The sequence below is a fragment of the Bradyrhizobium uaiense genome (assembly GCF_010811875.1).
In the GTDB taxonomy this organism is placed as follows: domain Bacteria; phylum Pseudomonadota; class Alphaproteobacteria; order Rhizobiales; family Xanthobacteraceae; genus Bradyrhizobium; species Bradyrhizobium uaiense.
Map to the genome: position 1 here is coordinate 18,758 of NZ_VKHP01000046.1, position 26,180 is coordinate 44,937.

The 26,180-nt window shown below is 58.7% G+C and carries 23 protein-coding genes and 2 pseudogenes; 8 read left to right on the forward strand and 17 right to left on the reverse strand.

Going from position 1 to position 26,180, the window contains the following annotated elements; all coding sequences use genetic code 11:
- Position 1: 1 nt before the first annotated feature.
- From brxC to FNJ47_RS13935, 6 genes and pseudogenes are all read right to left on the reverse strand, one after another.
- A complete protein-coding gene (brxC, locus tag FNJ47_RS13910; RefSeq protein WP_163153900.1) occupies positions 2-3,532 on the reverse strand; it encodes a BREX system P-loop protein BrxC in 3,531 nt (1,176 codons plus the stop codon).
- A gap of 12 nt (positions 3,533-3,544) precedes the next feature.
- A complete protein-coding gene (locus tag FNJ47_RS13915) occupies positions 3,545-4,120 on the reverse strand; it encodes a BREX protein BrxB domain-containing protein (RefSeq protein ID WP_163153902.1) in 576 nt (191 codons plus the stop codon).
- Positions 4,117-4,887: a hypothetical protein gene (locus tag FNJ47_RS13920; RefSeq protein ID WP_163153904.1), complete on the reverse strand. Its 771-nt coding sequence runs from the start codon at positions 4,885-4,887 to the stop codon at positions 4,117-4,119. Before FNJ47_RS13920 ends, FNJ47_RS13915 begins: the two co-directional genes overlap by 4 nt.
- The gene (locus FNJ47_RS13925; protein ID WP_163153906.1) at positions 4,884-5,462 is read right to left on the reverse strand and encodes a BrxE family protein; all 579 of its coding nucleotides are present in this window, start codon (positions 5,460-5,462) and stop codon (positions 4,884-4,886) included. The genes FNJ47_RS13920 and FNJ47_RS13925 overlap by 4 nt, the downstream gene beginning before the upstream one ends.
- Before the next feature lie 627 nt (positions 5,463-6,089).
- Entirely contained in the window at positions 6,090-6,692 is a 603-nt protein-coding gene (locus FNJ47_RS13930; protein ID WP_163153908.1) for a recombinase family protein, read from the reverse strand.
- A 174-nt stretch (positions 6,693-6,866) separates the two neighbouring features.
- Positions 6,867-7,549: pseudogene (locus tag FNJ47_RS13935) on the reverse strand (TenA family protein).
- 353 nt (positions 7,550-7,902) lie between these two features.
- Here FNJ47_RS13935 and FNJ47_RS13940 point away from each other — a divergent pair.
- A complete protein-coding gene (locus tag FNJ47_RS13940) occupies positions 7,903-9,075 on the forward strand; it encodes an OpgC domain-containing protein (protein WP_163153910.1) in 1,173 nt (390 codons plus the stop codon).
- 113 nt (positions 9,076-9,188) lie between these two features.
- The gene (locus FNJ47_RS13945) at positions 9,189-10,034 is read left to right on the forward strand and encodes a metal-dependent phosphohydrolase (RefSeq protein ID WP_163153912.1); all 846 of its coding nucleotides are present in this window, start codon (positions 9,189-9,191) and stop codon (positions 10,032-10,034) included.
- A 76-nt stretch (positions 10,035-10,110) separates the two neighbouring features.
- Here FNJ47_RS13945 and FNJ47_RS13950 read toward each other — a convergent pair whose 3' ends face one another.
- From FNJ47_RS13950 to FNJ47_RS54680, 4 genes are all read right to left on the reverse strand, one after another.
- Positions 10,111-11,868 (reverse strand): adenylate/guanylate cyclase domain-containing protein, encoded by a 1,758-nt coding sequence (locus FNJ47_RS13950; protein WP_235999871.1) that lies wholly within the window; start codon positions 11,866-11,868, stop codon positions 10,111-10,113.
- Positions 11,869-12,064: 196 nt separating this feature from the next.
- Entirely contained in the window at positions 12,065-13,843 is a 1,779-nt protein-coding gene (locus tag FNJ47_RS13955) for an adenylate/guanylate cyclase domain-containing protein (RefSeq protein ID WP_347341663.1), read from the reverse strand.
- 217 nt (positions 13,844-14,060) lie between these two features.
- Positions 14,061-14,447 carry a sensor histidine kinase gene (locus tag FNJ47_RS13960; protein WP_163153914.1) on the reverse strand — a complete coding sequence of 129 codons (387 nt, stop codon included), beginning with the start codon at positions 14,445-14,447 and terminating at the stop codon, positions 14,061-14,063.
- The gene (locus tag FNJ47_RS54680) at positions 14,441-14,620 is read right to left on the reverse strand and encodes a histidine kinase dimerization/phosphoacceptor domain -containing protein (RefSeq protein ID WP_430649378.1); all 180 of its coding nucleotides are present in this window, start codon (positions 14,618-14,620) and stop codon (positions 14,441-14,443) included. Before FNJ47_RS54680 ends, FNJ47_RS13960 begins: the two co-directional genes overlap by 7 nt.
- 444 nt (positions 14,621-15,064) lie before the next feature.
- Here FNJ47_RS54680 and FNJ47_RS13970 point away from each other — a divergent pair, with 444 nt between their 5' ends.
- Positions 15,065-15,370, forward strand: coding sequence for a hypothetical protein (locus FNJ47_RS13970; protein WP_163153918.1), 306 nt, complete (start codon positions 15,065-15,067; stop codon positions 15,368-15,370).
- Positions 15,371-15,887: 517 nt separating this feature from the next.
- Positions 15,888-16,016, forward strand: coding sequence for a hypothetical protein (locus FNJ47_RS53200; protein ID WP_283811243.1), 129 nt, complete (start codon positions 15,888-15,890; stop codon positions 16,014-16,016).
- Between the two features lie 249 nt (positions 16,017-16,265).
- On the opposite strand, the gene FNJ47_RS13980 is transcribed toward FNJ47_RS53200, so the two are convergent.
- Complete coding sequence (locus tag FNJ47_RS13980; protein ID WP_163153920.1) at positions 16,266-16,502, reverse strand: helix-turn-helix domain-containing protein; 237 nt, start codon at positions 16,500-16,502, stop codon at positions 16,266-16,268.
- 176 nt (positions 16,503-16,678) lie between these two features.
- On the opposite strand from FNJ47_RS13980, the gene FNJ47_RS13985 reads away from it, so the two are divergent.
- A complete protein-coding gene (locus FNJ47_RS13985) occupies positions 16,679-17,083 on the forward strand; it encodes a hypothetical protein (protein WP_163153922.1) in 405 nt (134 codons plus the stop codon).
- 6 nt (positions 17,084-17,089) lie between these two features.
- Positions 17,090-18,004 carry a hypothetical protein gene (locus FNJ47_RS13990; protein WP_163153924.1) on the forward strand — a complete coding sequence of 305 codons (915 nt, stop codon included), beginning with the start codon at positions 17,090-17,092 and terminating at the stop codon, positions 18,002-18,004.
- A gap of 1,730 nt (positions 18,005-19,734) precedes the next feature.
- Here FNJ47_RS13990 and FNJ47_RS13995 read toward each other — a convergent pair.
- From FNJ47_RS13995 to FNJ47_RS14020, 6 genes and pseudogenes are all read right to left on the reverse strand, one after another.
- Positions 19,735-20,460 carry a hypothetical protein gene (locus FNJ47_RS13995; protein ID WP_235999872.1) on the reverse strand — a complete coding sequence of 242 codons (726 nt, stop codon included), beginning with the start codon at positions 20,458-20,460 and terminating at the stop codon, positions 19,735-19,737.
- 99 nt (positions 20,461-20,559) lie between these two features.
- Complete coding sequence (locus FNJ47_RS54685) at positions 20,560-20,634, reverse strand: GapR family DNA-binding domain-containing protein (RefSeq protein WP_163153940.1); 75 nt, start codon at positions 20,632-20,634, stop codon at positions 20,560-20,562.
- A gap of 196 nt (positions 20,635-20,830) precedes the next feature.
- Positions 20,831-21,014 (reverse strand): annotated as a pseudogene (locus FNJ47_RS51195) (DUF2312 domain-containing protein); the annotation flags it as partial.
- A 743-nt stretch (positions 21,015-21,757) separates the two neighbouring features.
- On the reverse strand, positions 21,758-22,138 hold the full coding sequence (locus FNJ47_RS14010) for a hypothetical protein (protein ID WP_163153925.1): 381 nt from the start codon (positions 22,136-22,138) through the stop codon (positions 21,758-21,760).
- Positions 22,139-22,166: 28 nt separating this feature from the next.
- On the reverse strand, positions 22,167-22,385 hold the full coding sequence (locus FNJ47_RS14015) for a helix-turn-helix transcriptional regulator (RefSeq protein ID WP_163153927.1): 219 nt from the start codon (positions 22,383-22,385) through the stop codon (positions 22,167-22,169).
- 202 nt (positions 22,386-22,587) lie between these two features.
- Positions 22,588-23,757 carry a tyrosine-type recombinase/integrase gene (locus FNJ47_RS14020; RefSeq protein ID WP_347341664.1) on the reverse strand — a complete coding sequence of 390 codons (1,170 nt, stop codon included), beginning with the start codon at positions 23,755-23,757 and terminating at the stop codon, positions 22,588-22,590.
- Positions 23,758-24,138: 381 nt separating this feature from the next.
- Here FNJ47_RS14020 and FNJ47_RS53915 point away from each other — a divergent pair, with 381 nt between their 5' ends.
- Both FNJ47_RS53915 and FNJ47_RS14030 read left to right on the forward strand, forming a co-directional pair.
- Positions 24,139-25,368 (forward strand): tyrosine-type recombinase/integrase, encoded by a 1,230-nt coding sequence (locus tag FNJ47_RS53915; protein WP_347341665.1) that lies wholly within the window; start codon positions 24,139-24,141, stop codon positions 25,366-25,368.
- A 41-nt stretch (positions 25,369-25,409) separates the two neighbouring features.
- Entirely contained in the window at positions 25,410-25,952 is a 543-nt protein-coding gene (locus FNJ47_RS14030) for a hypothetical protein (protein ID WP_163153931.1), read from the forward strand.
- Positions 25,953-26,180 lie beyond the last annotated feature (228 nt).

Consider the following 26,180-nt stretch of genomic DNA (forward strand, 5'->3'; position numbering starts at 1 on the left):
CTCACCTGACGATGACTTTTTTGCCTTCGCCGATGAGCCGCGAGAACTCATCCCGGATCCCCTCGAGGGCCTGATCTAACTGCTCCTCGGTTTCGATACCGCCCGAGAAGAACTGGCCGACCGACACGGTCGCCAGGCGCTCCCCTTCGAGGATCTGGTGCATCTTGGCCGTAGCGGCGGCCAAGCGACTCTCCGCCAACTCCGCTTCCGACCTCAGGTGACGGATCGTCTGGTTGTTCCAGTTCTTGTCCGCACATTGTCGGAGGTGGCGCGAGACCTCGTCTCGCTGCGCCTCGTCGAGGCGCTCCCAGCCCGGCGTCTTCATCAGCACTTCAAGAGCGTGCATGTAGGCCTTGATGCGGGCGTCCAAGGCGACCTCGTACCGGCGCTTGTACTCGGCCTTGATGGTGGCCGCCGCAGTCGAGATCGGCGCGATCTCGCGGTAGAATGTTTCCCTGCTCAGCAGGTCGCCGAGAAGCTTGCCCTGTTCCAAATGGACGCCGTCAAGATCCGGTTCCTCCTCCAAGGCGGGGATGAGCTGAGTAACGGAGCGAGCGTCGGCAATCGTCTTCAGCGTCGAATCGGTGAGGCTCACAGCTAGATCGGAGCCACGCTTGATCGCATCCCTGAGGCTCTTGTGCGAAGCATTGAAAGTAAGGATAGCGTTTTCTTCGTTGCCCCGCCGGATGGCTCGCATCTGGTTGACAGCACTTTCGAGAACCTCTGCGCCCGGAAGCTGGGACGACCGCATCGTGCCTAGAACACCCTCGAGACCCTCTTCGTGGCGCTCAACCGCGGCCCGGATCTCGGCCGCGATTGGGCCCGGCGCCAGCTCCTTGACCTCATCACCGAACGTGTCGCGATAGTTTTCGCCGGCTTCGGCGAGGACGGTAAAGTCGATACCCTTTTTCGGCCGGAAGCTCGCGGCACGAAACATGTTGTTGCCGGAGAAGCAGTCCTTCGCAGCGGTCGTGGTTGCCTGGTCGATCACTTGCCCCTTCGAGGTCGCCTCGATCTTCCCCGCCCTCAGGAGAGAAAGCGTGAGAAGCCGCACGACGTCAAAGTCCCAGCCGAAGGGCGGCTTTAGAAATTCGTCCTCGAGGTACTTGCCGGTCACCTGCTCGCCATAAGCGGCCCGCTCTTCGATCTTCGCGAGAATCTCCGACAGCGGCACCACGTCGGTTCGGAACACCCTTTTGTTTTGCTCGTCACGCAACAGCTCGAGATGCGAGAAGACGTTGGGCAGGCCCGAGAGGTTCTCCGCGGTGAGAAGGGCGTCGATGCCCCTTGTGACGTCGGCCTTCTTAGCCGAGGCTTCCGAGAAGCGGTTATAGACGTCGGGCAACACCTGCTGCAGCACGCCCGTCACGGCCTTCCCGACTTCGGTGACGGTGCCGGCGGGACTGCGATCGTTGCCGCGGAAGTACACCTTGCCGGCCAGGCAGGCGGTCTTCAGACGGCGGCCGAGCTCCTGCATGTGATTGCGCTGCCGGACCTTCTCCTCCGCAATCAGCGCGGTCTCGTCGGCGGTCGGGGTACCGCGCCCCTTGCGCTTGATCATCTCGTCCGAGCGGAACGCGTCGCGCATCTCGCGCTTGATGTCCTGGTCGAGTGCGACGCTCCAAAAGACGTCCTTCTGATCCATCTGGCTGCGTTTCCGCAGGTTTTCCGCTTCGATGAGCGCCTGCTCCGCGTTGTCTGCGAGATCGACATGGAAAGAGACGTCGCCGGCCACCTCTTCATTACCGCCGACCATCAAGCCGGCCTTGAACGTCTTGGCGTCGCCCAGCGTGAAGCCGGGCTGCGGGGCCCAAAAACCAGCGAGCACAGATGCGTAGAGGCGGCGTTCATCCATTCTTTTGGGTTCGATCGAGGCCCGAGCCTGATCCCAGTCATCTTCGGCCGGAGTAGGGATCCGGTAACCGCCCTCTCCCTGACGGACCATGAGTGCGCTTTCAAGCTTGGCCAGCGCCTCGCGCACCTCAGTCAGCTTGGAATCGGCATCAACCCGCTCGATCAACGCAGCCGCGATGTTCTCCGGCGTCCGATGAACCGTCCGGACGAACTGGAGCAGGCACACAACCTTCGCCACGGACTGCGCCAAGGGATGCTTAACCTTCTCAGGAATGGAGATGATCTTGGCACGGATGTCGGAATTGATGTTGCCTTCGACCAGATCGTACACCTGATCTAGGCGCACCAAGGCTCCGATGGGCGCGTCGGCGACCTTGGTGGTCGGATTGATCAGGAGCTGCTGGGCGAGTTTGATGATAGTCCGGTTCGCGCCGCCCACGTGTTTACTGGCGCCGCCCTGCATCCGAAGGCCCGAAACGATGTCAATGATCAGATCGATCTGATAGGGCAACAGTGGATAGAGGTCGACGAACTTTTCCCGGGAAAGGGACGGCAACGAGACGTCGGAGGTGATCCGCGAGTTGAGGTCGAGACGGGCGCGATTGTCGTCGTAAAGCTTTCCGAGCGCGGTCTCGGCGCCGGCGTTCTTTTTGAGCACGCGACGGCCGGTGACCTCGGAGATGTCGGACGGCTCGAGATGAACTTGGAGCGGGAAGCGGTCCATCAGCTTCGGCAGCTCGATCCTGCGATCGTCGAGGCCGCTGACGACCTCGCTCAGCCGTTCCTGGGAGGTGACCGCGATCCAATATTTTCCGCGGCCCTTGATTCCGAGCTGCTGCACGATGGCCTGCAGATCGAGCATCTTTTGGGTGTCTCTGGCGACGAACTGACCAACTTCGTCGACGACGAAGATGAGCGAGTGTCCGGGCTTGCGACGCTTCATGAGCTCCACGATCCGGTCAGCTAGACGGCCCGGAGTGATGTCGATCTTCGGACGCCCCTTCGACCACGAATCCGCCATCGGGTACGTGGCCGGCTCGAGCTTATGAAGCACTGCGCTTGCCTGGTTGAGCGCGAAAATCGGCAAGTTCTTCTGGGTGTCCCAGGACTTACCGTGAAGCTCCTGGAATACCTGCTTGAACTTGTCGAGGCGCCCCTCACTCTCAAGAGCGATCTCCAGTTCGGCGGGATCGATCTCCTTGGCGTAGCCCAGACTCGCCAAGAACAGTCGATACATGATTTCGGTCAGCATCTGGTTGCCGGACCGGATACCCCTGTCGGTCGAGACGTCGAAGATAACGGTATGCGTGGGGATTTTCTCGTTGATGGTCTTGAGGACGACCGAGAGCTTCGGGTCGCCGGCGCGCGCGGCAAACCGCTCCGCAGCGGGCACTCCGAGGATATCGCGATCTTCGATCGCGAGGCCCATCACCTTGGCGAAGCTCGACTTGCCGGAGCCGAAGAAGCCAGAGATCCAGATCGCGACGCCCTCATGGGGCTTTTGAGGAGTTTCTTGATAGCGTTCCAGAACGTGGATGTAGTGCTTCTTGATAGCGTCGGTGACGACATACTCGTCGATTTCGGATGCGATGATCTCGGAAGACGTCTGGTCGACCTTGATGACTTCCTCGATTTGCCGAGTGATGTCGCTTGCGAAGAGTGATGCGATCTTGGTCACGTTACTCGTTCCTCAAAATATCTTCGGTCGATAGTTATGCTCGGCGTCGAGTTCGCCCATGAAGCGAAGCCCCGATGCACCATCGAGGTCGCCGGGATAGAAAAGAATGGTCGGCACATGCACCCGCCCCTTCAGCTGCTCCAGCAGTGAGAAGGTGCGATAGACCGGGAACAGCGCTCCGGTGCGCGAGATCAAAACGATATCCTTCTTGGGGTCCGGATCGGTAGGCATGTGGGCCGCGACGAGATCCACCAGAGGTGCATAATCCTCGAGAATGTTCGTGACGGTCTGGATGGCCTCCTCGACCGTTCCCGACCGCTCCGCTTCGTACCAGTCCTCAAGGGGACGCATCGAGGTCATGGCCTCCGAAAGACACTCCGCTAGAGAGATACGCGTAACTCTCTTGCCCCTCTGGATCAGGCGCGTGGCCAGCATCGTCAGTTCCCGACGCAAGGGGTATTCTTGCTCCGGGTCGTACCGGAAGAGCGCATAGGGCATGTCGTGATAGGCGCTGATCTTGGCGCGTGGGTCCGTTGCCACCAAGTGCGGCTCCAGATCTTTGCGCAGTCGCTTCTCGAAATCTGTCATGCCGCGATCCTCTCGGCGCATTCCAACGCGCTCCTAAACGGGAGCCCCACCTGGGCGATGTTGCCCGCCACCTCGTAGTTGAGCCGCTTGTACTGGTGGAGGCGCAAAAGCGCGACATGGACATCCGTCGGAGCCATGTAAGCGAGACGCCAAAGCGGGCTGGAGAGCATCTTCGTGGCGTTGCCCTCGAGATCGCTGATCATGTGGACGTAGAACATCATCACGTCGTCGCTCATCGCGATGGACGCGAACGTCTTGGTAGGCCCGTCGCCGACCAACATGCCGAGATCCAGGGCAATTCTGAGCAGATCCCGGGCACTCCGGAGCTGACCGTACTCGGAAAGCGGCTTCGCCTTCGAGCCACGGCCGGCGGCGGCCCTTTCGATGAACGGGTGCACGTCCTCAGACCGGATCTGGTACCGCCCCTTCCCCTGCTCGTTGAAGAGCCACCCCAGCGCGAAATCGTGGAACGGCTGCTCCGTGGCGCCGATCCACAGACGCAGGCAGTCGCGCCAGTCGACGAGGGTCATGCCCCTCTTCGCGAGCGCTATCAGGGGCCGCGCAGGCTCGATGTCACGCAGCCGGCGCTTGAGGGTAGCATTGACCTCCCGCTCCCAGCCGGCGGTCTTGTGTCGCCCGGATAGGCCCAACTTCAGGTTGTCGGCGACCAATAGGCCATCGTCCCACAAGGCAAAGAGCTCATAGGTTTCCTGGACCAACACGCCCTTTCGCAGCAGGCGCTGCGACCATTGGGGACGGATCTTCACGCGTCGGCTTTCCGCGCATAAGGAACGACCAGGCTGCCGGGCACGCTTGCGGAGAATGATAGCGCCAGCAAGGCGACGGTGCGCCGGCGCCCCTCGAACTTCTCCGGAATCGGGATCGAGCGGCCGTCGGACGATTTTTTGATCTTTGCATGGGCTTCGATGTCGGCGTCGGTCACCAGATCGAAGTCGTTCAAGGCAGCCAAAACATCGGTCGACTTCATGCCTGCGACGTGCTCGAAGAACGGCTGCCAAGTCGAGGCGGCGTCGAGCCAGCTCTCCCAGATCGAATCCAGACGGTCTTCCAGATCATCCGTGAGATGCCACAGATTGACGGATCCCGGCGGGTTGAATATCTCCGCGCAGCGGGCGGCCGCGATCATCTGCACAGATTTCGCCTGGGCAAAAAAATGGGTCCGGGGAAAGCTTCGCCTCAGCACGGTCACGCCTTGGCGCCCGAGCTGCCCCTGGGAGTTCCACCAGCGGGCACAGTCCATTTCGCCTAAGCGCGCCACAACGGTCCTCAACTTCATCAGCCAGGCCAGATCGATGTCGTTATAGGTATCGGCCGCGCTCATAGCGTCCGTGCCTTTATCTCCGCGTGAAAACCGAGAAGAATTCTTACGCTGTTTCTTCGTAGGGCGCCGCCCCGGGTTCGCTCCTTCCGGTTCGCCGCCTGTCGCGGATTTAAGGCAGACTTCGTCATCCTCTTTTTGCCTTCTGATGGATCATCTTCTTGCTTCGAACCGTCGAAACAGTCCCACGCGTTGCAATTGGCGGCAAGCACAATCCACGCGCGCTTTTAGCCGGTTCCTCAGGCTGCATATCCGAGGCCAAGTTTCCCTAAACTGCCCAGCCAGATCGAATCGATTTATCTTTTAGTTTCAGTGCTTTCACTCTTCTCACTAGGTGACAACCGCTTCTTTAGCGGGAGCAGCACGCACATACCGAGGATTACTCCCCCGCCTTCGTTCACGCCCTCCCCGGCCCGTGTCCGGATCAGCATCCGGTCCGACAGCGCCTCGGCCGACGCGGCCGGAATTTGAAGCTTGCTGATTCCCCGCGCTACCGGTGAACTTGGGTTGCGCATCCGCTCACTTTCGCGACGCACATCATCAAGCTGCACGGTCTCGCTCGGTCAGGGCCTTTTCGATCTGCCGGAGAACCCGCTCCGCTTGCCTTGACCGACTATCCCCAATTGTTTCTTACGCGGTCAGGTGTTTGGGGACTCCGCGAACGACTCGTTGAACGACGCTGGTGCCGACGCCAAGTTTCCTGCCAATCTTGAGGATGCCATCACCATTGGCCCTTAGATCTCGTATCTGCATCTCCACCGAAGCGTCGACTGGGCGTCGGCCCAATTTTTTGCCCTTTGCCCGCGCCCGCGCGAGGCCGGCGTTGACCCGTTCCCGAATGATGCCTCGCTCGAACTCGGCGAATACCCCCAGCATTTGAAACATCGCTTTACCGGCGGTCGTAGATGTATCGAGACCTTGCTGGTGAAGGAACAGGTCGACGCCCTTCTCGTGGAGCCCCTGGAGGATGCTGAGCAGGTCCGTCAATGATCGTCCGAGGCGATCCACAGACCAGGCCGCGACCATGTCGAATTCCTTGGCGTTGACTGCCTTCAACAAGGCGTCGAGCCCAGGACGTTTGTCGCGGCCCTTGGCACCGCTGATCCCCGCGTCCTCATAGACCTTCCAAATCTCCCAGCCCGATCTGTCCGCGACCGCGGTCAACTCGCGCAACTGATTTTCGGTGTCCTGTTTCGATGTGCTGACCCGTAGGTAGATGGCGACGCGCTTCATAAAAGGTTTCTCCTGTCCACCAGCACAATAAGTTGGAATATACGCAAATCAACTGTTTTTCGTATACTTCGAACGAATAAGATGGCCATTTGATTTCGCAGGCTTATTCGGATCGGTTACGCGGGGGGTTTTTGGTATGCGCACAAAGGGATCAAAGTGACGCCCCGCTCTGCGCTAATGAACGGACGTCGCACCAGCGCGCCATCCCATTTCCCAGAAATCGGCTTCGAGCCGGGTGGCCTCCTTGAAGATCGCGATCAGCTCTGCCTCGCCGGCCGGCGTGGCGTAGAGATGGGCAAGACCTTCGAGGTGCGCCCGCGCTTCGCCGCGACCTCCTGGTATGGTGCACCGGCATACTCGGCGATCCAAACGCGATAGGGATTCGTTGCAGCGTGCGCATGCGCATCGGGTCGCGAGGCGAGCCGCGTCGCGATCTCTGCGTAGCCGATCACGCAGGGGGCAAGCGGCACCTTGAGTGCCAGCAGATCACCGCGCATTCCCGCGTCGAGCACGTAGCGGGTATAGCCCAGCATCTCGATCGCCGGAAGGGTTTGTTCAAGATCGCTTGGTGACAAGCCTCAGCCAGCGCAGAGCTTCACATGCAGGTTCATCTCGATGTCGAGAATAGCCGAGAGGCCGGCAGCCGCTTCGCGCATGTCAGCAAGCTTTGGCGACTTGTAAACGGAGAGCGCGTAGGCGCGAGCAAACTCGATGAGGAACAGATAGTCCTGAACGAGGTAGTGGCGAAACCCCGCTTCGGCGAGCGAACCGTCTGCCAACCCTTCCGTGAAGGGGTGCTCGGTGTAGGCCCGCCACTCGGCTGATGCTGCTTCCTTGAGTCGCTCGAAGAAGGTCATGATCTTTCGCAGGGGTTGCTTCTCAATAAGGGTCTTTGGCTCGCTACCTACCCCGTCATAAGCAGACCTCTCAGGTCAAGAACAATGTCCGCTCTTCACCTCAACATGGGACATTCTTCAAGGCAGCGGTTACGTCAAGTTTGGGCCACAAGCGGTCTTCGACGAAAACCGGTTCAACATCCGCTTCGGGGCCGCCAAGCGGACATTCAGCGTGGGTCGTAGGGGCGCGAAAGGGTCAAATCCGGCCCCACGCATCGCAGCAACTGCGTCCTATTTAATTACCTCAGAATAGGGTGAGCTATCACGTGATGGAATTCTGCTGAGCTTTGTCGTTTCCGTGAAGGATTCCGACCATGGACGAGAGCACAGAGGTTCGAAACACCGCTCTCCTGCGGCCCCCCAAGCGAGATCTGCGGCTCGACCTCTTACGAGGTATCGGCCAGTGGATGATCTTTCTGGACCATATTCCGTATGACTTCCTGAACTGGTTTACGCTTCGCAACTACGGCTTCAGCGACGCAGCCGAGTTTTTCGTCTTCATTTCCGGCTATACGGTCGGATTTGTCTATGGGCCAGCACTCAGGAGCAGTCAGTTCGTGGCTGCGACCAAGCGCCTTTGGACCCGCGCCTGGCAACTCTATGTTGCTCACGTTTTCCTGTTCCTGTTCTTCACGGCGCAGATTGCTCGCACCTCACTTCGCTTCGACAACCCGATGTACAGGGATGAATTTAACGTCGCGCAGTTTCTGCAGCGGACCGACATCATGATCGCGCAGGCCCTGATGCTCAAATACAAACCGGTCAACCTGGATGTCCTGCCGCTCTACGTCGTACTGGTGCTGCTGGCACCGGTGACCTTATGGGGCCTGCTGCGGCGGCCGAACTGGACCATGCTCGGCTCGGTTGTCCTTTACCTCGCAGCCCGGCATTTTGATTGGAATTTGCCTTCGTTTCCGGGCGGCAAGTGGTACTTCAACCCCTTCTGCTGGCAGGTCTTGTTTGTCTTCGGCGCCTGGTGTGGTTTTGGTGGCGGCCCCCAATTCAGGTCCGCAGCACTGTCACGCCCGGTCACGATAGCGGCGGTGGCGTGGCTCGTCTTTGCGTTCCTGATCGTCATGACCTGGCACATACCGAGCCTGGGGCAATTCGTGCCGAAGGCCCTGATCAGCGTGATGTATCCGATCGATAAATCCAATCTCGATCCGTTGCGTCTCGCCCATTTCCTGGCCTTGCTCGTTGTCGTGGTTCGTTTCCTCCCACGCGATTTGCCGGCACTCACGTCGAAATGGCTGAGACCTCTGATCCTGTGTGGTCAGCGCTCGCTCCCGGTCTTTTGTTTCGGCGTCTTCCTGTCGTTCGCTGCGCACTGGATCCTCGTCCAGATCGACGGCGGCGCCCTGGCGCAGCTTCTGGTCGGCATCACCGGCATCGTTCTGCTGGTTGGAATCGCCTGGGTTGCTACCTGGTACCGCAGTCTTCCCACCCTGTTCGCGGTACCTAGTACTGTTGAGGCCCAGGCTCAGTAGTCAAACGAAGGAGCACGAGTGGTCAAGCTTTTCGGGCAAACATCAGCGCCGATCTTGGGTTGGCGGCGACGAGCCATTCTCTGTTGTGTTTCACACACGGGACGATTCTTCAGATGATCACGATTCCAGAAGTGCTGGCGCACACTCTATCGTCGTTTCTGACGTCCGATACTCGAGATCGGTTTGGTTCTTCGCACGCCCGCCTCGCGGAAGTCCTTCCGTTTGCAGCCAGACTTACGTTGGAATGCATCGGTAACAGCGACGCCCTTTATCACGACATAGAGCACACTATGCTTGTCACGCTTGCGGGGCACGACATCCTGATGGGGCGGATGTTGTTGCGGCCGACGACAGCCGCAGACTACGCAAATTTTACTCTGGCCTGCCTCGCCCATGACATCGGGTACGTGCGCGGAGTCGTTCAGGGGGATGACGACGACTCCTATGTCGTGGATTTAACTGGTCGCATGACTCGTCTGCCACGGGGGGCCTCCGACGCTTCGCTCGCCCCCTATCATGTGGACCGCTCGAAATTGTTCGTCCTGGAACGACTCGACGACGTTGAGGAGATCGACGCAAGCCGAATTGCCCGAGCCATCGAATTTACGCGCTTTCCCTATGCGGACTCCGCAAACGACAATTCGATGGAAGAGGAAGGTATGTTGCTGCGCGCTGCCGACCTGATCGGTCAGCTAGGCGATCCCAACTACCTGAGAAAGTCGAATGCCCTGTTTCACGAGTTTGAGGAGATCGGTTTAAACAAAAAGCTCGGCTATGAGACGCCTGCCGACGTCGTCTACAAGTATCCGCAGTTTTACTGGAACAATGTTGCTCCACAAATTCAGACCGCAATACGCTATCTCAATATCACCTCGAGCGGCCGGCAATGGATCGCAAATCTTTATAGCAATGTTTTCCGGGCTGAACGCGAGCCGGGGCTATCCGGACCACAGCTATGACGGCGGGCGCGAGGAAGGGTCTTGTTTCCAAGCTGTAATGTCTGCGGGTCATAAGCGGAAGTCGCCTACTGCATACTCAGCCCGGCAAACCCGCGTCCTGAAGAGCTGCGATCAGGCGAGTGCGCAACTCCGGTGAGCGGGTAGGAAAGGCTTCTTCCGCGTCGCTGGCACGGACGTCGGGTTGCAATTTCAAGAGCCGCGCGGCCACCTCTTGAGCTTCGGCCGTCCGGCCGGCGTGAACGGCGTTGATGATGTAGGCTCCGAGCGTATGAAAATCCGCGACGAATTGAATTGATTTCGCCGCCGCTGCACAGCCGTCCTCATAACGTCCAAGAATGAAAAATGCGAATGAACTTCCATTCCAGGCACTGACCCGCAACGGGTCGAGAGGACTGAGCCCGATCATCCGGTCGAAGCTCTCAATGGCACGCTCCGCCTCGCCGCACATCATGGTGACCCACCCGCGACTATACCAGGCTATCGCCAGATTTGGATTAACCGCAACGGCCTGCTCCACCAAGGATGCGCCCCGATCATATTCGCGGCCGAGATAGGTCAGGACATGACCAGCTCTGGCCAACGCAAACGCGTCGTCGCCTGCCGCCCGGGCCGCAGAATGCGCGAGCCGAATTGCTTCGGCGCGCTGTTCGTCGCTCAAGGGCATGCCGCTTATCCCTTGTTCGAACATCAAGGTCGCCGCAGCCATCGCATATGCGGAACTGTATTCGGGATCTTGTTCATAGGCTTTGGTGAAATATTGACGCGCCTCCGCAAACTTCCGCTTGTTCGTCAGCGCCATGCCTCGCAAGAAGAAGTCATAGCTGTCCAGGCTCTCGGTGGGCTTCTGTCTCGTCCGCTCGATTTCGGCTTGCTCGAGTTTTGGCGCAATCAGGCCCACGACACTGCTGGTCACCCGGTCTTGCAGATCGAACACGTCCTCCAGTGCACCGTCGAATTTATCCGCCCATAGATGCCTGTCAGTTGCGGCCTCGATCATTTGTCCAGTGATGCGAACGCGGTTGCCTGACTTCCTGATGCTGCCTTCGAGCACATAGCGCACGCCGAGTTCACGACCGACTTGCCTGATATCGACCGCCTTGCCTTTGTAGGTGAAACTGGAATTGCGGGCGATCACGAACAGGGACTTGAACCGCGATAACGCGGTGATGATGTCTTCCACCATACCGTCGGCAAAGTATTCCTGTTCAGGATCGCCGCTCATATTCTGGAACGGCAGCACGGCAATCGAAGGCTTGTCGGGGAGTTGCAGCGGCTTCCTGACCTCCTTGGAAGCGGCTGTTGCCGGTGCTTTGGCCATCCCGGCCGGCCGCACAGCATAGATGTGAACGGGTCGTGAGATATTCTTGACCTGCTGCTCGCCGCGATCCTCAAAAGCGGCTTCGATCTTGCCGTCGACTTCGTCGTGGATCTTTCCCGATATCAGGACCCCTCCGGGATCGCAGAGCGCCTCCAGCCGCGCGGCGATGTTGACGCCTTCGCCGTAGACGTCGCCGCCATCGTCCACGATGACATCGCCGAGGTTGAGGCCAATCCGCATCCGAAGTGGATCGGGATCGCAGCTCAAGGCGTCCTGTATTGCGATCGCGTAGCGCAGGGCTGCGATGGGGCTGGCAAATTCGGCCAGAAAGCCATCGCCGGTCGATTTGATTAATCTTCCCTGATGTTCGGAGAGTCGCGGCTCTATCAACTCGCGCCGCAACCGGCCAATGCGAACATAGGTTCCCTCCTCGTCGCGCTCCATCAGTGCGGAAAAGCCAACGACGTCCGCTGCCAGAATGGCCGCCAGTCTCCGCTGCACAGGTTCGTTGACCAAACCGTTCCCTCTCTCAATGCCGCCCCATCAAACCATGACGAAGGGCAGTTGGGCTAGGTCCAATGTCTCAGTTGGGTCAAACGCGGAAGTCGCGGGGCGCAACCGTGACGTCCGCTTAAACTCCGTCACCGGACTCTCCATAGCCAGCGCGGCACTTCCCGAAAAGGGCCAACAGCGGACCGTCATGGGCCACCAATTAGTCGGGGATGCCCGCGTCCCGAAGCGCGCCCTGGATGCCTTCCCGGACAAGGAGTGATCTAATCGGAAACAGATAGTGTGCGTGGGAAGCTCGGAAATCCGGTTGAAATTCGAGCAGACGTTGAGCTGCCTGCCTCGCCTCAAGCGGCTTCTCATCTCGAATTGCGTTGGCAGTGAACGCTGCCAGCGAATGAACATCAGGTGCCCTCTGTAGCGCCTGATCGGCGACACGAAATCCATTCGCATAGTCATTCTGCGAAAAATATGCCCAACTTGTCATGTACCAGACTCGAACCAACAAGGGATCTCGAGGGCTCAGCCGCATCACATGATTGAAGCTCTTGATTGCTTCCTCCGGCTGATCGCACATCAGCGTTACTGCCCCCCGACTGTACCATGCCGGAGCGAGGTTCGGGTTGAGCTTTACCGCGCGGTCGACCAGTGAAAGACCGAGATCGTATTTTTGCCCAAGATAGACAAGAACATGCCCTGCGGCGGCTTGAACGAATGCATCAGCTTCGTCCAACTTTCTTGCCGCCTCCGCACTTTCGAGTGCTTCCTGTAATCGGTCAACGGACAGTTTTACCCCGGTGAACGCCTGAAAGGCTAAGCCACTGAAGGCCAACATCGCATGCGCGGCGGCATAGCTTGGATCAATCTCCAACGCTTGTTTAAAGATGGCGTAGGCCTGCATAAAATCCGGACCCGTCCTTCGATAATAGAAAGCCATACCTTTCAAAAATAGGTCATAGCTATGAAGTGCCGCTGGCTGGTGGCCGACCCGCTCGATTTCGGCGACTTCAAGTGCGGGGGCAATCGACGAAACGACCTTCTCGGTGATTTCATCCTGCAACTCGAACACGTCGGCCACCGCGCCATCAAACTTGTCAGCCCAAAGGTGAGCGCCGTTGGTGGCATCGATCAACTGCCCCGTGATGCGCACTCTTCCGCTTCCCTTTCTGACGCTGCCCTCGAGAACGTATCGAACACCAAGCTCGCGACCTACTTGCTTTATGTCGACTGCCTTTCCCTTATAGGTGAATGACGAATTCCGGGCGATGACGAACAGCGATTTGAAGTGAGAAAGACCCGTAATGATATCTTCAACTATCCCATCCGCGAAATACTCCTGGTCGGGATCACCAGACATGTTCTGAAATGGCAAGACGGCGATCGAGGGCCTCTCGAGAATGGGAGGAGCCGCCTTAGGTTGGGCAATCTGACTTGCAGCAAGTGCGCTCGCTGGCGCTTTGAGCGAATGCGTAGCGTAGATGCGAACCGGTCGGTCGATGTTCTTAAGTGATTTCTCTCCGAGGTCTTCAAAAGAAAACTCTGTCTTGCCTCTTACCTGCTCGAAGGCACTTGCCGAAAGGCTGACGCCGCCAGGTTTGCATTCGCCTTCAATGCGCGCAGCGATGTTGACGCCATCGCCAAATATGTCGTCACCCTCGATGATGATGTCACCAATATTGATGCCGATACGGAAAGCAATATGGGGACCGGAACTTGCGGCGTTTCGCTCTGCCATCCTTTCCTGGACCGAGACCGCACATGTGACAGCGTCAACGGCGCTGGCGAACTCAACCAGCATGCCGTCGCCCGTCGTTTTGACGATGCGCCCATAGTGCGCTTTGATGGCGGGATCAACGATATCGCGCCGGTGGGACTTCAGGGCTTCAAGGGTGCCGACCTCGTCCAACCCCATAAGTCGGCTGTAGCCGGCCACGTCCGCGGCCAGCACAGCTACCAGTCGTCGCTCAACCCGACTGCCGCTCACCTGCTTTTCCCAACCCAAGAGCCACTTTGACGATATGCGATCATAGTAGGTCTGGCGACCTCGGTCGATGCCTCTGTTGGATCACACTCGGAAGTCGGAACGCGCAGCCGCAAGGTCCGCTTCACCCCCCGACACCGGAGCTTCGCTAGCTGGCGCGGCACTTCCGAAAAGGGCCAGTTCCGGACTCAAGGTCGATAGCCTCGCGCAGCTACGCCGCCTATTGGTTTTTCGACTCACTGCCTGCAAAGGTCGCGTGAGTAACGGTGACGGCCGTTCCGTTTGCTCCACTCAGGGTAACGACTTGGGAGTCGAGCTGCTTGGCGAGCGCCTTGACAATGCCGGTGCCAAGCCCGGATTTGGGTTGTGCAAAGACGCCGTCAGGTTTTCCAACGCCGTTATCAACGACGGAAAGTTTCCAGTCCGTCCCGGAAACTTCATAGGAGACGGCGATCTGTCCGACCTTCGTTCCTGGCTTAAATGCGTGCTTTAGCGAGTTGATCACAAGTTCGGTGACGATTAATCCCAGGCTCTCGGCGTCGCGACAAGTCGCTCTCCCGCCCTGACCGAGCACCCTCAACGAAATTGGCTGGTCCTCGCCTACCATGGAGTGGGCGAGCGCCTCACAAGCTTGGTGAGATAGGGCTGCATTTCCATTGAGCCAAGACCCGCCGAAGCGTGAAGGTGTTCTTGCACGGCCGCAACCGAAATCACCCTAGTGTGAGCGTCGTGTAGATGGCGTCGCGTTTCCTCCGATTCCACCGATCTTGCCTTCATCATAAACGCCGGGTGCTGCCATCTTGAGGTCAAGTGCCTTGGTTGCGAGACGCACCAGACCGTTGAGCATCGCAATAGGCCCTGAAGCGAGCCTTCGTTACCCAAAGCCCCTTAAGTGCGCCCGCCGCGGAACGTCTGTAACATCCGAGTTGCCTTTCGTCCGTGAGCCCCTTCCGTTGAACGGCACCTACAGGTGAACGCCACATAGTTTCGCTCCGTCACAAGCGCGGAATTGCGCCCGACGTGCAAAAGGGCTGAGTCGGTCAGAATATTTGGGCAGCAAGGGTCACGCTCGCCCGGTGTTTTCCTCCGTAAAATCACGGACTGCAGGCCGCTCGCCTGGAAATTGACGTGCACTTTTTAGTAGCGCGTCGTTCGCATCCATGCGACGCTCAGAACACTACTTTAAATTGTTCTACTCATTCATATAGACAGTGAGGAAAAGATATGGCGTCAATTATTGCTTCGGGAACGGTACACGTTGCGGTTCAAAACGACGTCGGCAATCACGCGATCAACGGCAAAGACGTTGAGAAGATGACCGAAAGCAGCCTCGTTTTTCTTTCGGTCCGGTCCGGAACGCCTGACGGAGTAAATCCGCCAGCTACATGTTTTCCCCAAGGCTACGGTCCGCTATTTAACGCAGCCGTCACGCTTAAAGGAAAGGGCTACTTCAATTTAGTCGTAGCTGCCGTCAAGCCAAACGGTTGGAACGTGCCTGATCTTCCCGTCGATTGGATTGTTGTTGGCTAATCGTAAGACCGGTCTCATCGATAAGACCACTGCGTCGTCCCCTTTTGGACTGTCCGATGGCGGTCGATGAGACACGCTTTCAGCCGAACTCTATTGACCAAGCACTCGGTGATTGCCGCCATAGGCGACTAATCCCTAGCGGCTTCTCTCCGCGCATGATCGGTGCGATTATCTGGCCATGCGCCAGCGTCGCCGTCACTGCCCACCTGGCAGCCCTGGGGCTTGGCTCGCGGATGGCCATGTCAGATGCAGCATTCAATGCCACGGCGTCGGCTGGCGGGGCGCATGGTCGACTTCAGGCTCGACGCCCTGCCCCAAGATCAACCCTGGTCTCGTGTCAGCTGGCGCCTGGTGTGCACCGTCTGCGGCTCCGCTGACGCTGGTTAACATCGTTCCGAATTGGCATGACAGGGTCGGTCACGCGATGCCATTCAGTGCGGCACGGAAGTCGTGATTCCCCGCCGATGAAACTCACCGCAGATCGTCCCTACGCGGATCCCGGGCCGCCCGCAGGCTCATGGAGCATGCCTGCGCGTTCGAGCCGATCCAGGATGGCCGCATCTATATCGAGAAGATCAACCGCCCGTTGATCGACGAGGACAAGGCGACGCCGGTCCGAATAGTGGGCTGGCTTACAGCAAGCTAGAGATCAGGGCTGGCTCGAGTACCACGAGAGCGGAACGTTCGTGAGGATGCTGCAACCGGGTAAGGACCTGCTCGCGTGATATGCCTCGACCTTACTCTTTTGGGCAGTCTTCCATTGCACAATCTCTTTTGAGTTTATGAAGACTATCGCGGATGTGCCCTAGGATGGACTGTTGACGTAGTCCACCAACTTTGAGGTGACCACATAGAAACGTTCGTTATCCATCGTGGCGGGCCCCCGAGTGGGCGGCTAGGACTGCGAGCGCTTTTGACGAGACGAAGGTACTTTGAGCAAGTCAATATGGCTGACGCCCAGAGCCTTTGCGAGCTCGTATACCGTAACTATCGTAGGATTACGGCGGCCATTCTCAAGACCGCTAAGATACTGCTGGCTAAATCCAGAAATCTCGCAGAATTCTTCTTGCGTCAGGCGTTTTTCGAGCCGGATTCGCTTTACGTTTTCCCCCACCAATCTGCGCATATCCATGCACAGAAAGAAAGGGATTACACAATTTAAGTTTACCAACTATAATATGTAATGACCCTCAATCGGCCTAGATGCCCGACCTGGGCGACCCAGATCGCAAGATGCCGCAGCACCGATTCCGGACGAGGACGAGCGCGGATGCTTTGCAGCGCGGGCTGACACTCTGGGGGCAAGTGATGGAACGTGAAAGCTTCTACCAACTCCTCAAAAGCCTACCGCCGAGGGAGGCTGATCTAGTTGAGCAGGAGTTTACTGCGCGAAAGTTGACCGTGGATGTTCCATTCGCCCGCCTCCACGAGGTGCAAGGCGAGAACAAGCGGCTTCAAGAGCGGCTGTTCGGTTACCGCGCAGGTTTTTTTACGCTCCTGTGCTTAGTGGCCATTTGGGGCGTCGCCCTCGTGGTCAACCGAACGCCTCCGCTGCATCTGAACTCGTGTGAGGCTTTGAAATACTATCTGGGCGCGCTCGATGAGACGTCATCCTCACTGCCCGTGGAGACCCGCCAGTTGTTAGACACCCAGGCGGCGGCCTGTCCGGACGACGGTCTCGGCGGCTTTGACGACGGCAACCCACATCAATAGGCAGCGATGACTGAGCGTGGCGTAGCTCCGTTGGATCAGGATTCGGCGCGCACGGCGCTCGACGAACTTTTTACCCTCGCTGGCAAATATAATTCGAGCGATGCCTACTTCGAATTGATGCGGTTTGTGGGCCGGTTCCGGTTCTATTCCCCGTTCAATGCAATGCTGATCTACACGCAAATGCCGGGCGCGCACTTCGTCTGCACGGCTGGTCGGTGGCGGAAGGACTACCGTCGAGAAATCAAAATCGGCGCCCGACCGATTGTGATCCTGCAACCGATGGGACCCGTTTTGTTTGTGTTTGATGTAAGCGATACTACGCCATTGCCGACCGCGCCTTCCCTGCCCCCTCAGGTGGAAGACCCGTTTCAAGTACGAAACGGCCAGATCGGCGGACAATTGATGCTGACTATCGACAATGCGAAGCGCGACGGCATCCGGGTCTCCGAGCGTGCCGACGGTTCACAGCAGGCGGGATCCATCGAATGGGCCGCAGCCGGGCAGCACCTGGAAATTCCTGCCAAAAACCCGTCACTAAAATCGACGCATGTCCCTGTATGGTTCGAGCTTCTGTTGAATAGCCTCCTTTCGGCTGAAGCCCGATATGGGACTCTCGTTCACGAGCTGGCGCATGTGTATTGTGGCCACTTGGGGACGCCGAATCCTCGATGGTGGCCAGATCGGCAAAACCTATCTCTTGCCGTTTGCGAGTTTGAGGCTGAATCCGTCAGCTATCTGGTTTGCACCAGGCTCGGCATCGACACTGCCTCCGATGAATATCTCGCAGCCTATGTTCGGAGATGCCCTGTTACTCCTGCCATCAGCCTTGATCGAGTCATCAAGTCTGTGTTGCTGATCGAACAAATGGGGCGAGCGCCCTTGGGGCTTCGACGTCAACAAATGCCTGATGGTAACGGATGACCGGTCTCGCGCGGGCAGCTCGTTTCTGTAGCAAACAGCGAACCCCCTCGCACAATTAGGCAAACGCGCCGCATCGGAACGTCCGGATGCACCGATAGAGCGCCCCTCAAGCCGGGCACCCGCCCCGGCGGATGTGCCCTTGATCGGCGAGTCGCGCCGGCGATGCTCCTCCAATCGAGGCAGTCACGCCGGCGGACAACTGTCCAGTCAGTATTCAAACTATCGCGAATGCCTACCGGGACTACACCAAGAAGTTTGTTCCAGGAGATCGGGTCCCTGGTCGAAAAGCTCATGGCTGTGCGGTCGTTCGATAAGGCGATTGAGGTTCTCTGGTAGGACGACGCGCAGGCGCTGAGAGGCAATTTCGTGAGGCAGCCGATCGGTCACTCGCATAAAATTATCGCTTTCCTTGATCGTAACCTGAGCGCCTGCGGACTAGATGCTGGCAGCGACGCTGCGCAATAAACGCTAGGGATAGTCGCTTCATCCCCAACCTGGAGCGCGCAAAAAGCACGGGCCCAGCGAGGTAGCGTGGCGTTGCCAGTTGGCCCCAACGGGGGCCTCAGCTGCCTTTTGCGCGTCGTCCCCGCTAAGGGACCGCGGAGCCTGCCTCCAACTCGTTCAGCGATCCCTCGATGAGGACTCGCGCGTCATCATCATAAGGGTAGAGAAGGCTCGCGAGCATTCGCGAGGCCGCGCGAGGCCTCCCTTGTTACCTGATCGTAACACGACAGAGTTCGCGAACCTTGTTCGGTTCGTTCGGCCGAACCCTTCGCGAACTGTTCGAGAGCATGTTCGCGAACACCCCTTGCAGGTTGCTGGAGTTGTGCTCCGCAGGTGCACGCCCCCCGTCGGGCCGAATTCGGCCCCCTCGCCGTTTTTTCTCGTTTTGGACGTGACGGCGAAAGCCTACCGAAGCCTTCCACGTTGTTACGGTCCATGGTTACGGTCCATGATCGTCAGTAGCGGCGAGCAGGGAGCGCAAGGCACCATCGGGGTCAACCTCGGCCACTTCGCGCCGCGGCAATCAAACGTTCCGTCTGTTGGGAAGGCCGGCCCCCGCCTCTGTTTGCCTTGAACTAGACGCTGATCGGCTTCCAATTCGGTGCGAGTCTGTCTCACCGTGACATGCCCCCTGTCACAACCGACGCTAAGGGGCCTTTTTCTGTCACAGATGTCCCAGCTTTCTGTCACAGATGTCCCAGCCGTCCAAATTAACGCTTTCAAATCGTTGAGCTTCGCTGCTGTCACAGGCGGTCTCACAGGATCCTCCGTCCGCTGGGTGAGTGACCCATTGGCCGGTCCCTGCTGAGCTGCTTTAAGCGATGCTTAGCGGATGCTCTGGGCATGCTTCGAGCATTGCATGATGCACAAGCTCAAGCATTGCCACCCATTCGCTAGCTGATCGCTAGCGATCGGCTAGCGGGCGGTACGAAGAATCCGTCATAAGGTGTGCGCTCACTGCTACAATCCTCTGGTCCCAACCGGCGCATTCGGGGCTGCCCGCTGTCCGGTATAAGGTCTCTTCCGCTGTCGCGGAGCTCCGTCTTCAAAGCGTTTATGCTTCCGTTCGTTGGGAACCCCGTCGTCCCCTCGCCCGGCGACGTGCTACGAGCACGGCACTGTCCGTCGCCCAGTGACCGGCGCCGAGTTGCATGGCGATGCTGGAAGAGGTTTTTGGAGAGATATTTGGTCCAGGCTGAGCGAATAGGAACGTTCGCTTCGGCGATCTAACTGAACTTCGATTTATAGCCTGGCTTGAACCATTTCAATTCTGTTGCGGTGGGCGCCATCTTATCCCAGACAACCCATGCGTAGGCCGTGGTCCCACTACCCTTCGGCTTAACGCCACTCGGATAAAAAGTGATCCGCTCGCTGAACACCCACACCCGGGAGGGCGGACTGTTTCCGAAGATCGTTCTGTGCCGGTTTGCTCCTTCCAGAAACGCCAGCCGGAGCAAAAGTGCGAACTTGCGTTTTGCGCGCTGAACACCGCTCGCGACAAACCCTTCGGCGCAATTGTAAGGCGGATTGGTCACAATGTTGTCCGCTCCTGATTGCGAAGTTAAGAAGTCGACACCCGACTCGCCGAAACCCCGATCGTAGAGATCAGAACTGCGAACGGGTTGGCCGGTCTTTTCCAAAACACGCGACATGGTACCGTCGCCGCACGCGCATTCCCAAATCTCGCCCTCGAAGCTTTCGTTCTCGATGAGGGCATGGGTAGCCCAAGGCGGAGTGGGGAAGAAGTCCGGCCCGTTGAGATCGGCAAAACGCTTCATCGTGGGCTTGAAGCCGCCGTTGAGATTATAAGTTGCATCCGACATTTGTTCGTTCTCCTTCTCAGTTGTTTTGATTGTCACACGGAGGCTTACGCCGCCATCTGCTGTCTGCTCAGTCGCTTGCCGTTGGACGAGCATCGAGCCGTATGGCTCCGCTTCGTGCATCAGACACATCATCTCCATCCAGAGCCCGCGCGGCCAGCGAGCGGAGCCGAAGCATCGGGTCTGATCGCCAGTCTGACGGGTAGAATTTCAACCAAGGATGCTTTGCGGTCACACGAGCATCCCGAGCGCTTGCATGTAGGTGTCGAGGATTGCTTCCTGCTCCTGCCGGTCCCCATCCTTCATCTTCCGGAGCGTCGGCTTATCCCCCTCGCCATCCCCGGGTTAACCGGGGTTAACCGGGGGGTTACCCCCCTTAACCTCAGCCGTGTCTTTTGATTTCAGTTTCGGATTCTCCGCCTCTGCCATTGGCCTTATCCTGCTCGGCCTTCTCGAAGTCGCGCCTCATGCGACGCGAAATAGATGGTGCCGTCCGGATCGCGAGCCGGACGATGGTGCGCAGGGCCTTCAGGTCCGTTGCCCTTGGCCTCGGTGTAGATGTCTCGGATGTCGTCGGAGAGGCCCTTCTTTTCCTCCTCCAAGGTTTCGATGCGACCGACGATGGAGCGCAGTTGGTCACGCGCAACCTTCGACGGGCCGTTCGCATCGGTTGCGGTGCCGGTCACGCTACCGGTTGCGCTACCAGTCGCGCTACCAGTCGCGCTTTCCTTCGCGACGCTCGGCGCGCCGGTTGCGGTGTTGTGCCCGGCGGGCGGTGGCGCGCCGATGTGCGTGGTCGTGCTCTCGACATTGAGCGTCATGGTCTTCTCCGGTTTTGCTGGGGGTTTAGGACTGGTACGAGATCCCTAGGGCGAAGGGATCGATGCCCCACTCCGCCCAGAACTTCAGTTCATTGCCGGCCGCGTGCTGCTCGAGGTCCCGGACTTGTCGCCGCCTTATCAATTCCGATACGCAGATTGGGTCGAGTGCGCGTTTTGCCGCCGCACGGGTTAAGGGCCGCCTGGTGTGCCGGCCCTCAGTGAACCTTTGAGAGGGCTTGGTTTTGGGCACAGCTTCGCCTTTGAGGGCGAAGCTGTCTGAACCTCCGAGCCGGGATGGATCAGACACAGACGGATTGAAGAAACCTCTGAATGAGGAAGGCCGGGGTCATGCGGTCGGCCTTTACACTCGCTTTGACGCGGAACCATCCCTGCACCATCCGTCAGTGTCGGGACTGTCTGTGGGTCGGCGCTAGCCGGCGCCCACTCCTAGTGTACATTTCAGCACACCTTGTCGCCGATGCCATTCGGCTGTTGCCACGCCGGTCGTAGTCCCGGAGATCGGCCCATTGGAGGGCTGGCTATGCCCATGCGCCTCGCGGCGCACGAGTCTCGTTTGTAAGATCAGGCGGCTTTTTTCTGCACCTCCGTCAATGCGCTCCCGACGATTGCCCGGTGTGGTCTTCTTGCCGAGGTTGGAGGGATTTGTTTTCTGCCGTGACGATCACGCTATCTTTGCCGTGACCGTCACGCAGTTTTTCGCGGTGACGACGCTGACGTTCGTTCGCGGTCACGTCCTTTGCTTTCGTTTCGCGCAGCAACAAGTCGGGATCGAATCCCGCCTTTTCGAGAACCGCTCTGCAAAATGCGAAAGCATATTCCGGGCGAACGAAGATGGAGCCATCTTCATCGGGCCATCGAAATTGTTTGATGGCGATGTCTCCCTGATCGTTTTTGTAAACCGCGATCGCGTCCTGGTCGGGGATAACGGCGTCGGAGATGTCCGGACCTTCCTCTTGATAGCTGCTCACGTCACCACCACCGCTTTGACAATCGGGCTCATCGCGCGGTGTCGATCAAGGCACGCAGTTCCTCCACCCGCCACGCCGTGATGCGCGGTCCGAGTTTCACCGATTTCGGATAACGCCCCGATGCGACGCCCGCCCACCAGGACGAGCGCGAGATCGGCAACGGTCCGTTGGGTGCCAAGATCGATGTCAGCCGAACAAACCCATTTTCGGGCCAGGCATCGTTGTTGCTTTTGGGGATTTTGGTCATAGGTGTGACGCTCCTGCTGAAGGACTTTGGCCGGTCAATTCTGGGAAAGCGGCTGCCATCAGCCAAGGCAATCCCTCGCCATAGAGGGCAAGGGAAGGATGCATTACGGCATCTCGACGTGTTGCTAGACTACACCAGACTTTCTCGGTGCAATGAAATTTCTGAGCGCCATCCACGACTTTCGAGCAGGATCAATCGGCATTCAGCCAGACTGTCGAAGAGTGATGACTTCGGCACCTCGTGCTTCGACGTACGCGGCCCACGTCGCCATCAGTTCACGCCGCTTCTCGAACAGGTCGCCGCGGCGATAGGCCGCCTCGGTCTTGTCCTTGACGATATGGGCAAGCGCGGCCTCGCAGATTTCCCTGGCAAAATTTGTGCGTTCGGACGCCCAGTCCCGAAAGGCGGAGCGAAAACCGTGCACGGTGTAGGTCGACTTCATTCGGCGCATGATCATCAGCAGGACCATGTTGGACATCGGCTTGTCGTTCGAGCGCCCCGGAAAAACGAGCTCGCTTCCGGCCGCTAGCTGCTTGGCATGGCGCAAGAGCTCGATACAGCGCGGCGCCAAGGGTACTCTGTGCTCCCTGGCCGCCTTCATACGGCTTGCCGGCACCGTCCAGGCTGCCTGCTCCAGATCGATTTCGGCCCAGCGGGCCTCAAGCACCTCATTGGTCCGAGCGGCCGTCAGCACCAAAAACTCAAAGGCGAGCGTGGCCTTGGTGGGCTCGCCCTCCTCCTTCAATTGTTGGAGGAATGCCGTCACCTCGATATAGGGCAGCGCGGCATGATGACTCTTGCGTTCGGACTGCCGCGGCAATGCCTTGCTGATCTCCTCGACGGGGTTGTTTCCGGTGCGATGGCCGGCCGCTTTGGCCCAATCGAGCACTGTGCCGATACGTTGGCGGACCCGCCGCGCCGTTTCCTGTTTGGTCAGCCAGATCGGCGACAGCGCCTTGAGGATCTCGGGAGTGTCGATTTGATCGATACGGCGATCGCCGAAGGCCGGATAGGCGTAAGCCTTCAGGGTATTGATCCACTGGTCGCCGTGCTTGGCGTTCTTCCAGGCTTTGGCGTGCTCTTTGTGGACGGCCTCGGCGGCCTGCTTGAAGGTCGGCATCACCCGCCTGGCCCGGCGCTTCTCGGCGAGCGGGTCGCCGTCGTCGCGAGCCATCTTCCGGTATTTTTGCGCCTCTTCGCGCGCCTCGGCCAAGGAGACCAGTTTCAGCCCACCCAAGCCGATGTCGCACCGCTTGCCGCGGACCACGGTGCGCAACTCCCAGCGCTTGGCGCCGGACTCGGCCACCTTCAGATACAGGCCGTTGCCATCAGCGTAGCGACCGGGCTTCTTCAGCGCCCTGATCTGAACCACGGTCAGCGCCTTTTCGGGATGCTTCTTCCTTGTTCGATTCCCCATCGCTCCGCCTAACTCGCGCCCCACATTTGATCCCACATTTTATGTGGGATCGAGCCGGATTTGGCAAGACCGCGTCGGACAGCCGATTCATATAAGTAACTGGAAAATGTGGATAATTTAGACGTCGCGAGACGTCGCTGGACTCCAGTTCGGCGGACACCCCTTCCGCCAGTACACTGTTCTCCGTTGTTCTCCACCGTTCGGAATCCCCAGTAAAATCAGCGCTTTCGTCGGCAGACTGTATTCCTTAGTTCGCCGTCGTTCCTCACAATCAAAGCGCAAACCGTAGCTTGGGACCGTGGGTTCGGAGGATGGTTTTCATCGGAGGAGCACGTGGTGGGAAAACTCAAGCCGCTCGACGTCGAACGCGAAACGAAGCCCGGAAAGTATGCTGACGGCGACGGGCTCTACCTGATCGTAACTGGTCCCGCGGCGAAGAGCTGGTCCTATCGTTACTGGAAGGACGGCAAGGAGCGATGGCATGGCCTCGGCTCCTTCAGGGATGTATCCCTTAAGAACGCTCGGCTCGCACGAGACGCAGCTCGTCTATGCGTGAAGGGGGACCGCAACACGCCCGGCATAGACATCGTGCAGGAGCGCCGTGAGGCTCGCCAAGAGGCGAAGGCGGTAGAAGTGCAGAAAGCTGCGCCGACCTTTGAGGAGTGCGCAGAGGTCTACATCCGCGCGCTGTGGACCACGTGGAGCGAAAAACATCGCGATCAGTGGCCCTCCTCGCTTAAGCGATATGCCTATCCGACGATCGGAAAGTTGACCATCGCGGATATCAAGCCGAGCCATATCCACGAACTGCTCGCGCCCATCTGGTTGACCAAGCGGGAGACCGCCAACCGGGTGCGCGGCCGGATCGAAACTATCATCGCAAAGAACGCCGACATTGATGACCTCGACTTCCGCAATCCGGCCGAGTTGACGAAGCAGCTCCGCGAAAAGCTACCAAAGCGGCCCAAGCGAGTCATTCGTCACCACCCGGCCCTTCCCTATGCCGATGCGGCGCACTTCATGAGTGAGCTTCGTACGGCTGAGGGACGCGCTGCTATGGCGCTGCGCTTCCTAATCTTCACGGTGTGCCGCACGAATGAAATCCTCGGCGCCAGATGGTCCGAGATCGATCGGACCTATCCGACCGGTGCGGTGTGGCGGATCCCCGGCGAGCGGATGAAGATGGACCAGGACCACTGCGTCCCGCTCTCGCAGCCCGCGCTGGATGTGCTCGACGAACTGAGCAAAGGCCAGCAGACCGAACTAATCTTCACCAACCCGGACGGCCACGAGTTTTCTGAGAACGCGATGCTCGCGGTACTCGATCGGATCGGTTACGGGCACGTCACTGTCCATGGCTTCCGGGCGACTTTTGCGACCTGGGCGGAGGAATGCACAGACTATCCCGACGGCGTTCGAGAGGCTGCGCTGGCCCACAAATACAAATCTGAAACGACCGCCGCCTACCAGCGTGGGGCTAAGCTGGAAAAGCGTCGTACCCTTATGCGCGACTGGGCTGAACTCCTCCTTGCGCCAGGAAATGTGACCCGCTTGGCGCGTGCCTAGACTTTTCGGTAGATACGGCGGCTACCGCCGAGATAATTTTCGTGCCGCAATGGATGGGCGACCATATGCGCGACCCAAACTACTACATCGCGCTTTGCGCACGTAAATTCGCGGACCTCACTCGGCAGCTGATTTTGGCAGTGGATGCGGAGCAGCGGGACAAGCTGAATGCATTGCTGCAATACGTCAGACAATCCGCGGTTCAGGAGACTAATTCTGAGCGTGAGCGACGCCGGCGGCAATTGCCAGACGATCTCCAAAGGTGGAGCGATCGCAAGGTTCAATTGGCACGCGACATAACACCGGTCGAAGTGGAGGCTTTGCGAGGCTATTACGCTGTGCCCGGCGGAGGATTGCTGGGTACGCTTTCAAGCCTGGAGATGTCCCGCCTCGCTGACGTTTATGAGGGATGGTCGTGCACTGCCGACCTCGATCGTCTTTCAGCAATTCAGACTCAGGGTTTTGCAGATTCGATGCGATCGATGGCTGATTTCCTGGGGCCAGACCATGTACCTCATGATCCGCCGGCCCGTTCCATTCATCGGTTCTTATACGAGAAGGCCTTTTCGTCTTCTGAAGACTGAGAATTCCAATACGCGCTCGTGAACGAAGATCGCTGTTTCAACAGCGCAGCGAGCCTTGCCAGATTTTCGAGAATAGCGAGGCACGACTACGCCGGATCATTGTACGCCTCCGCTGACGGCCGCCTTGTTTGAGGAAGGCGAGCGCTGCAGGTCCTAGGGGTAATCCTAGGAGAAGCGCTATGACGATATCGCGGGCAGAGGTGATCACATCGGTAGAGCGGCGGCGGC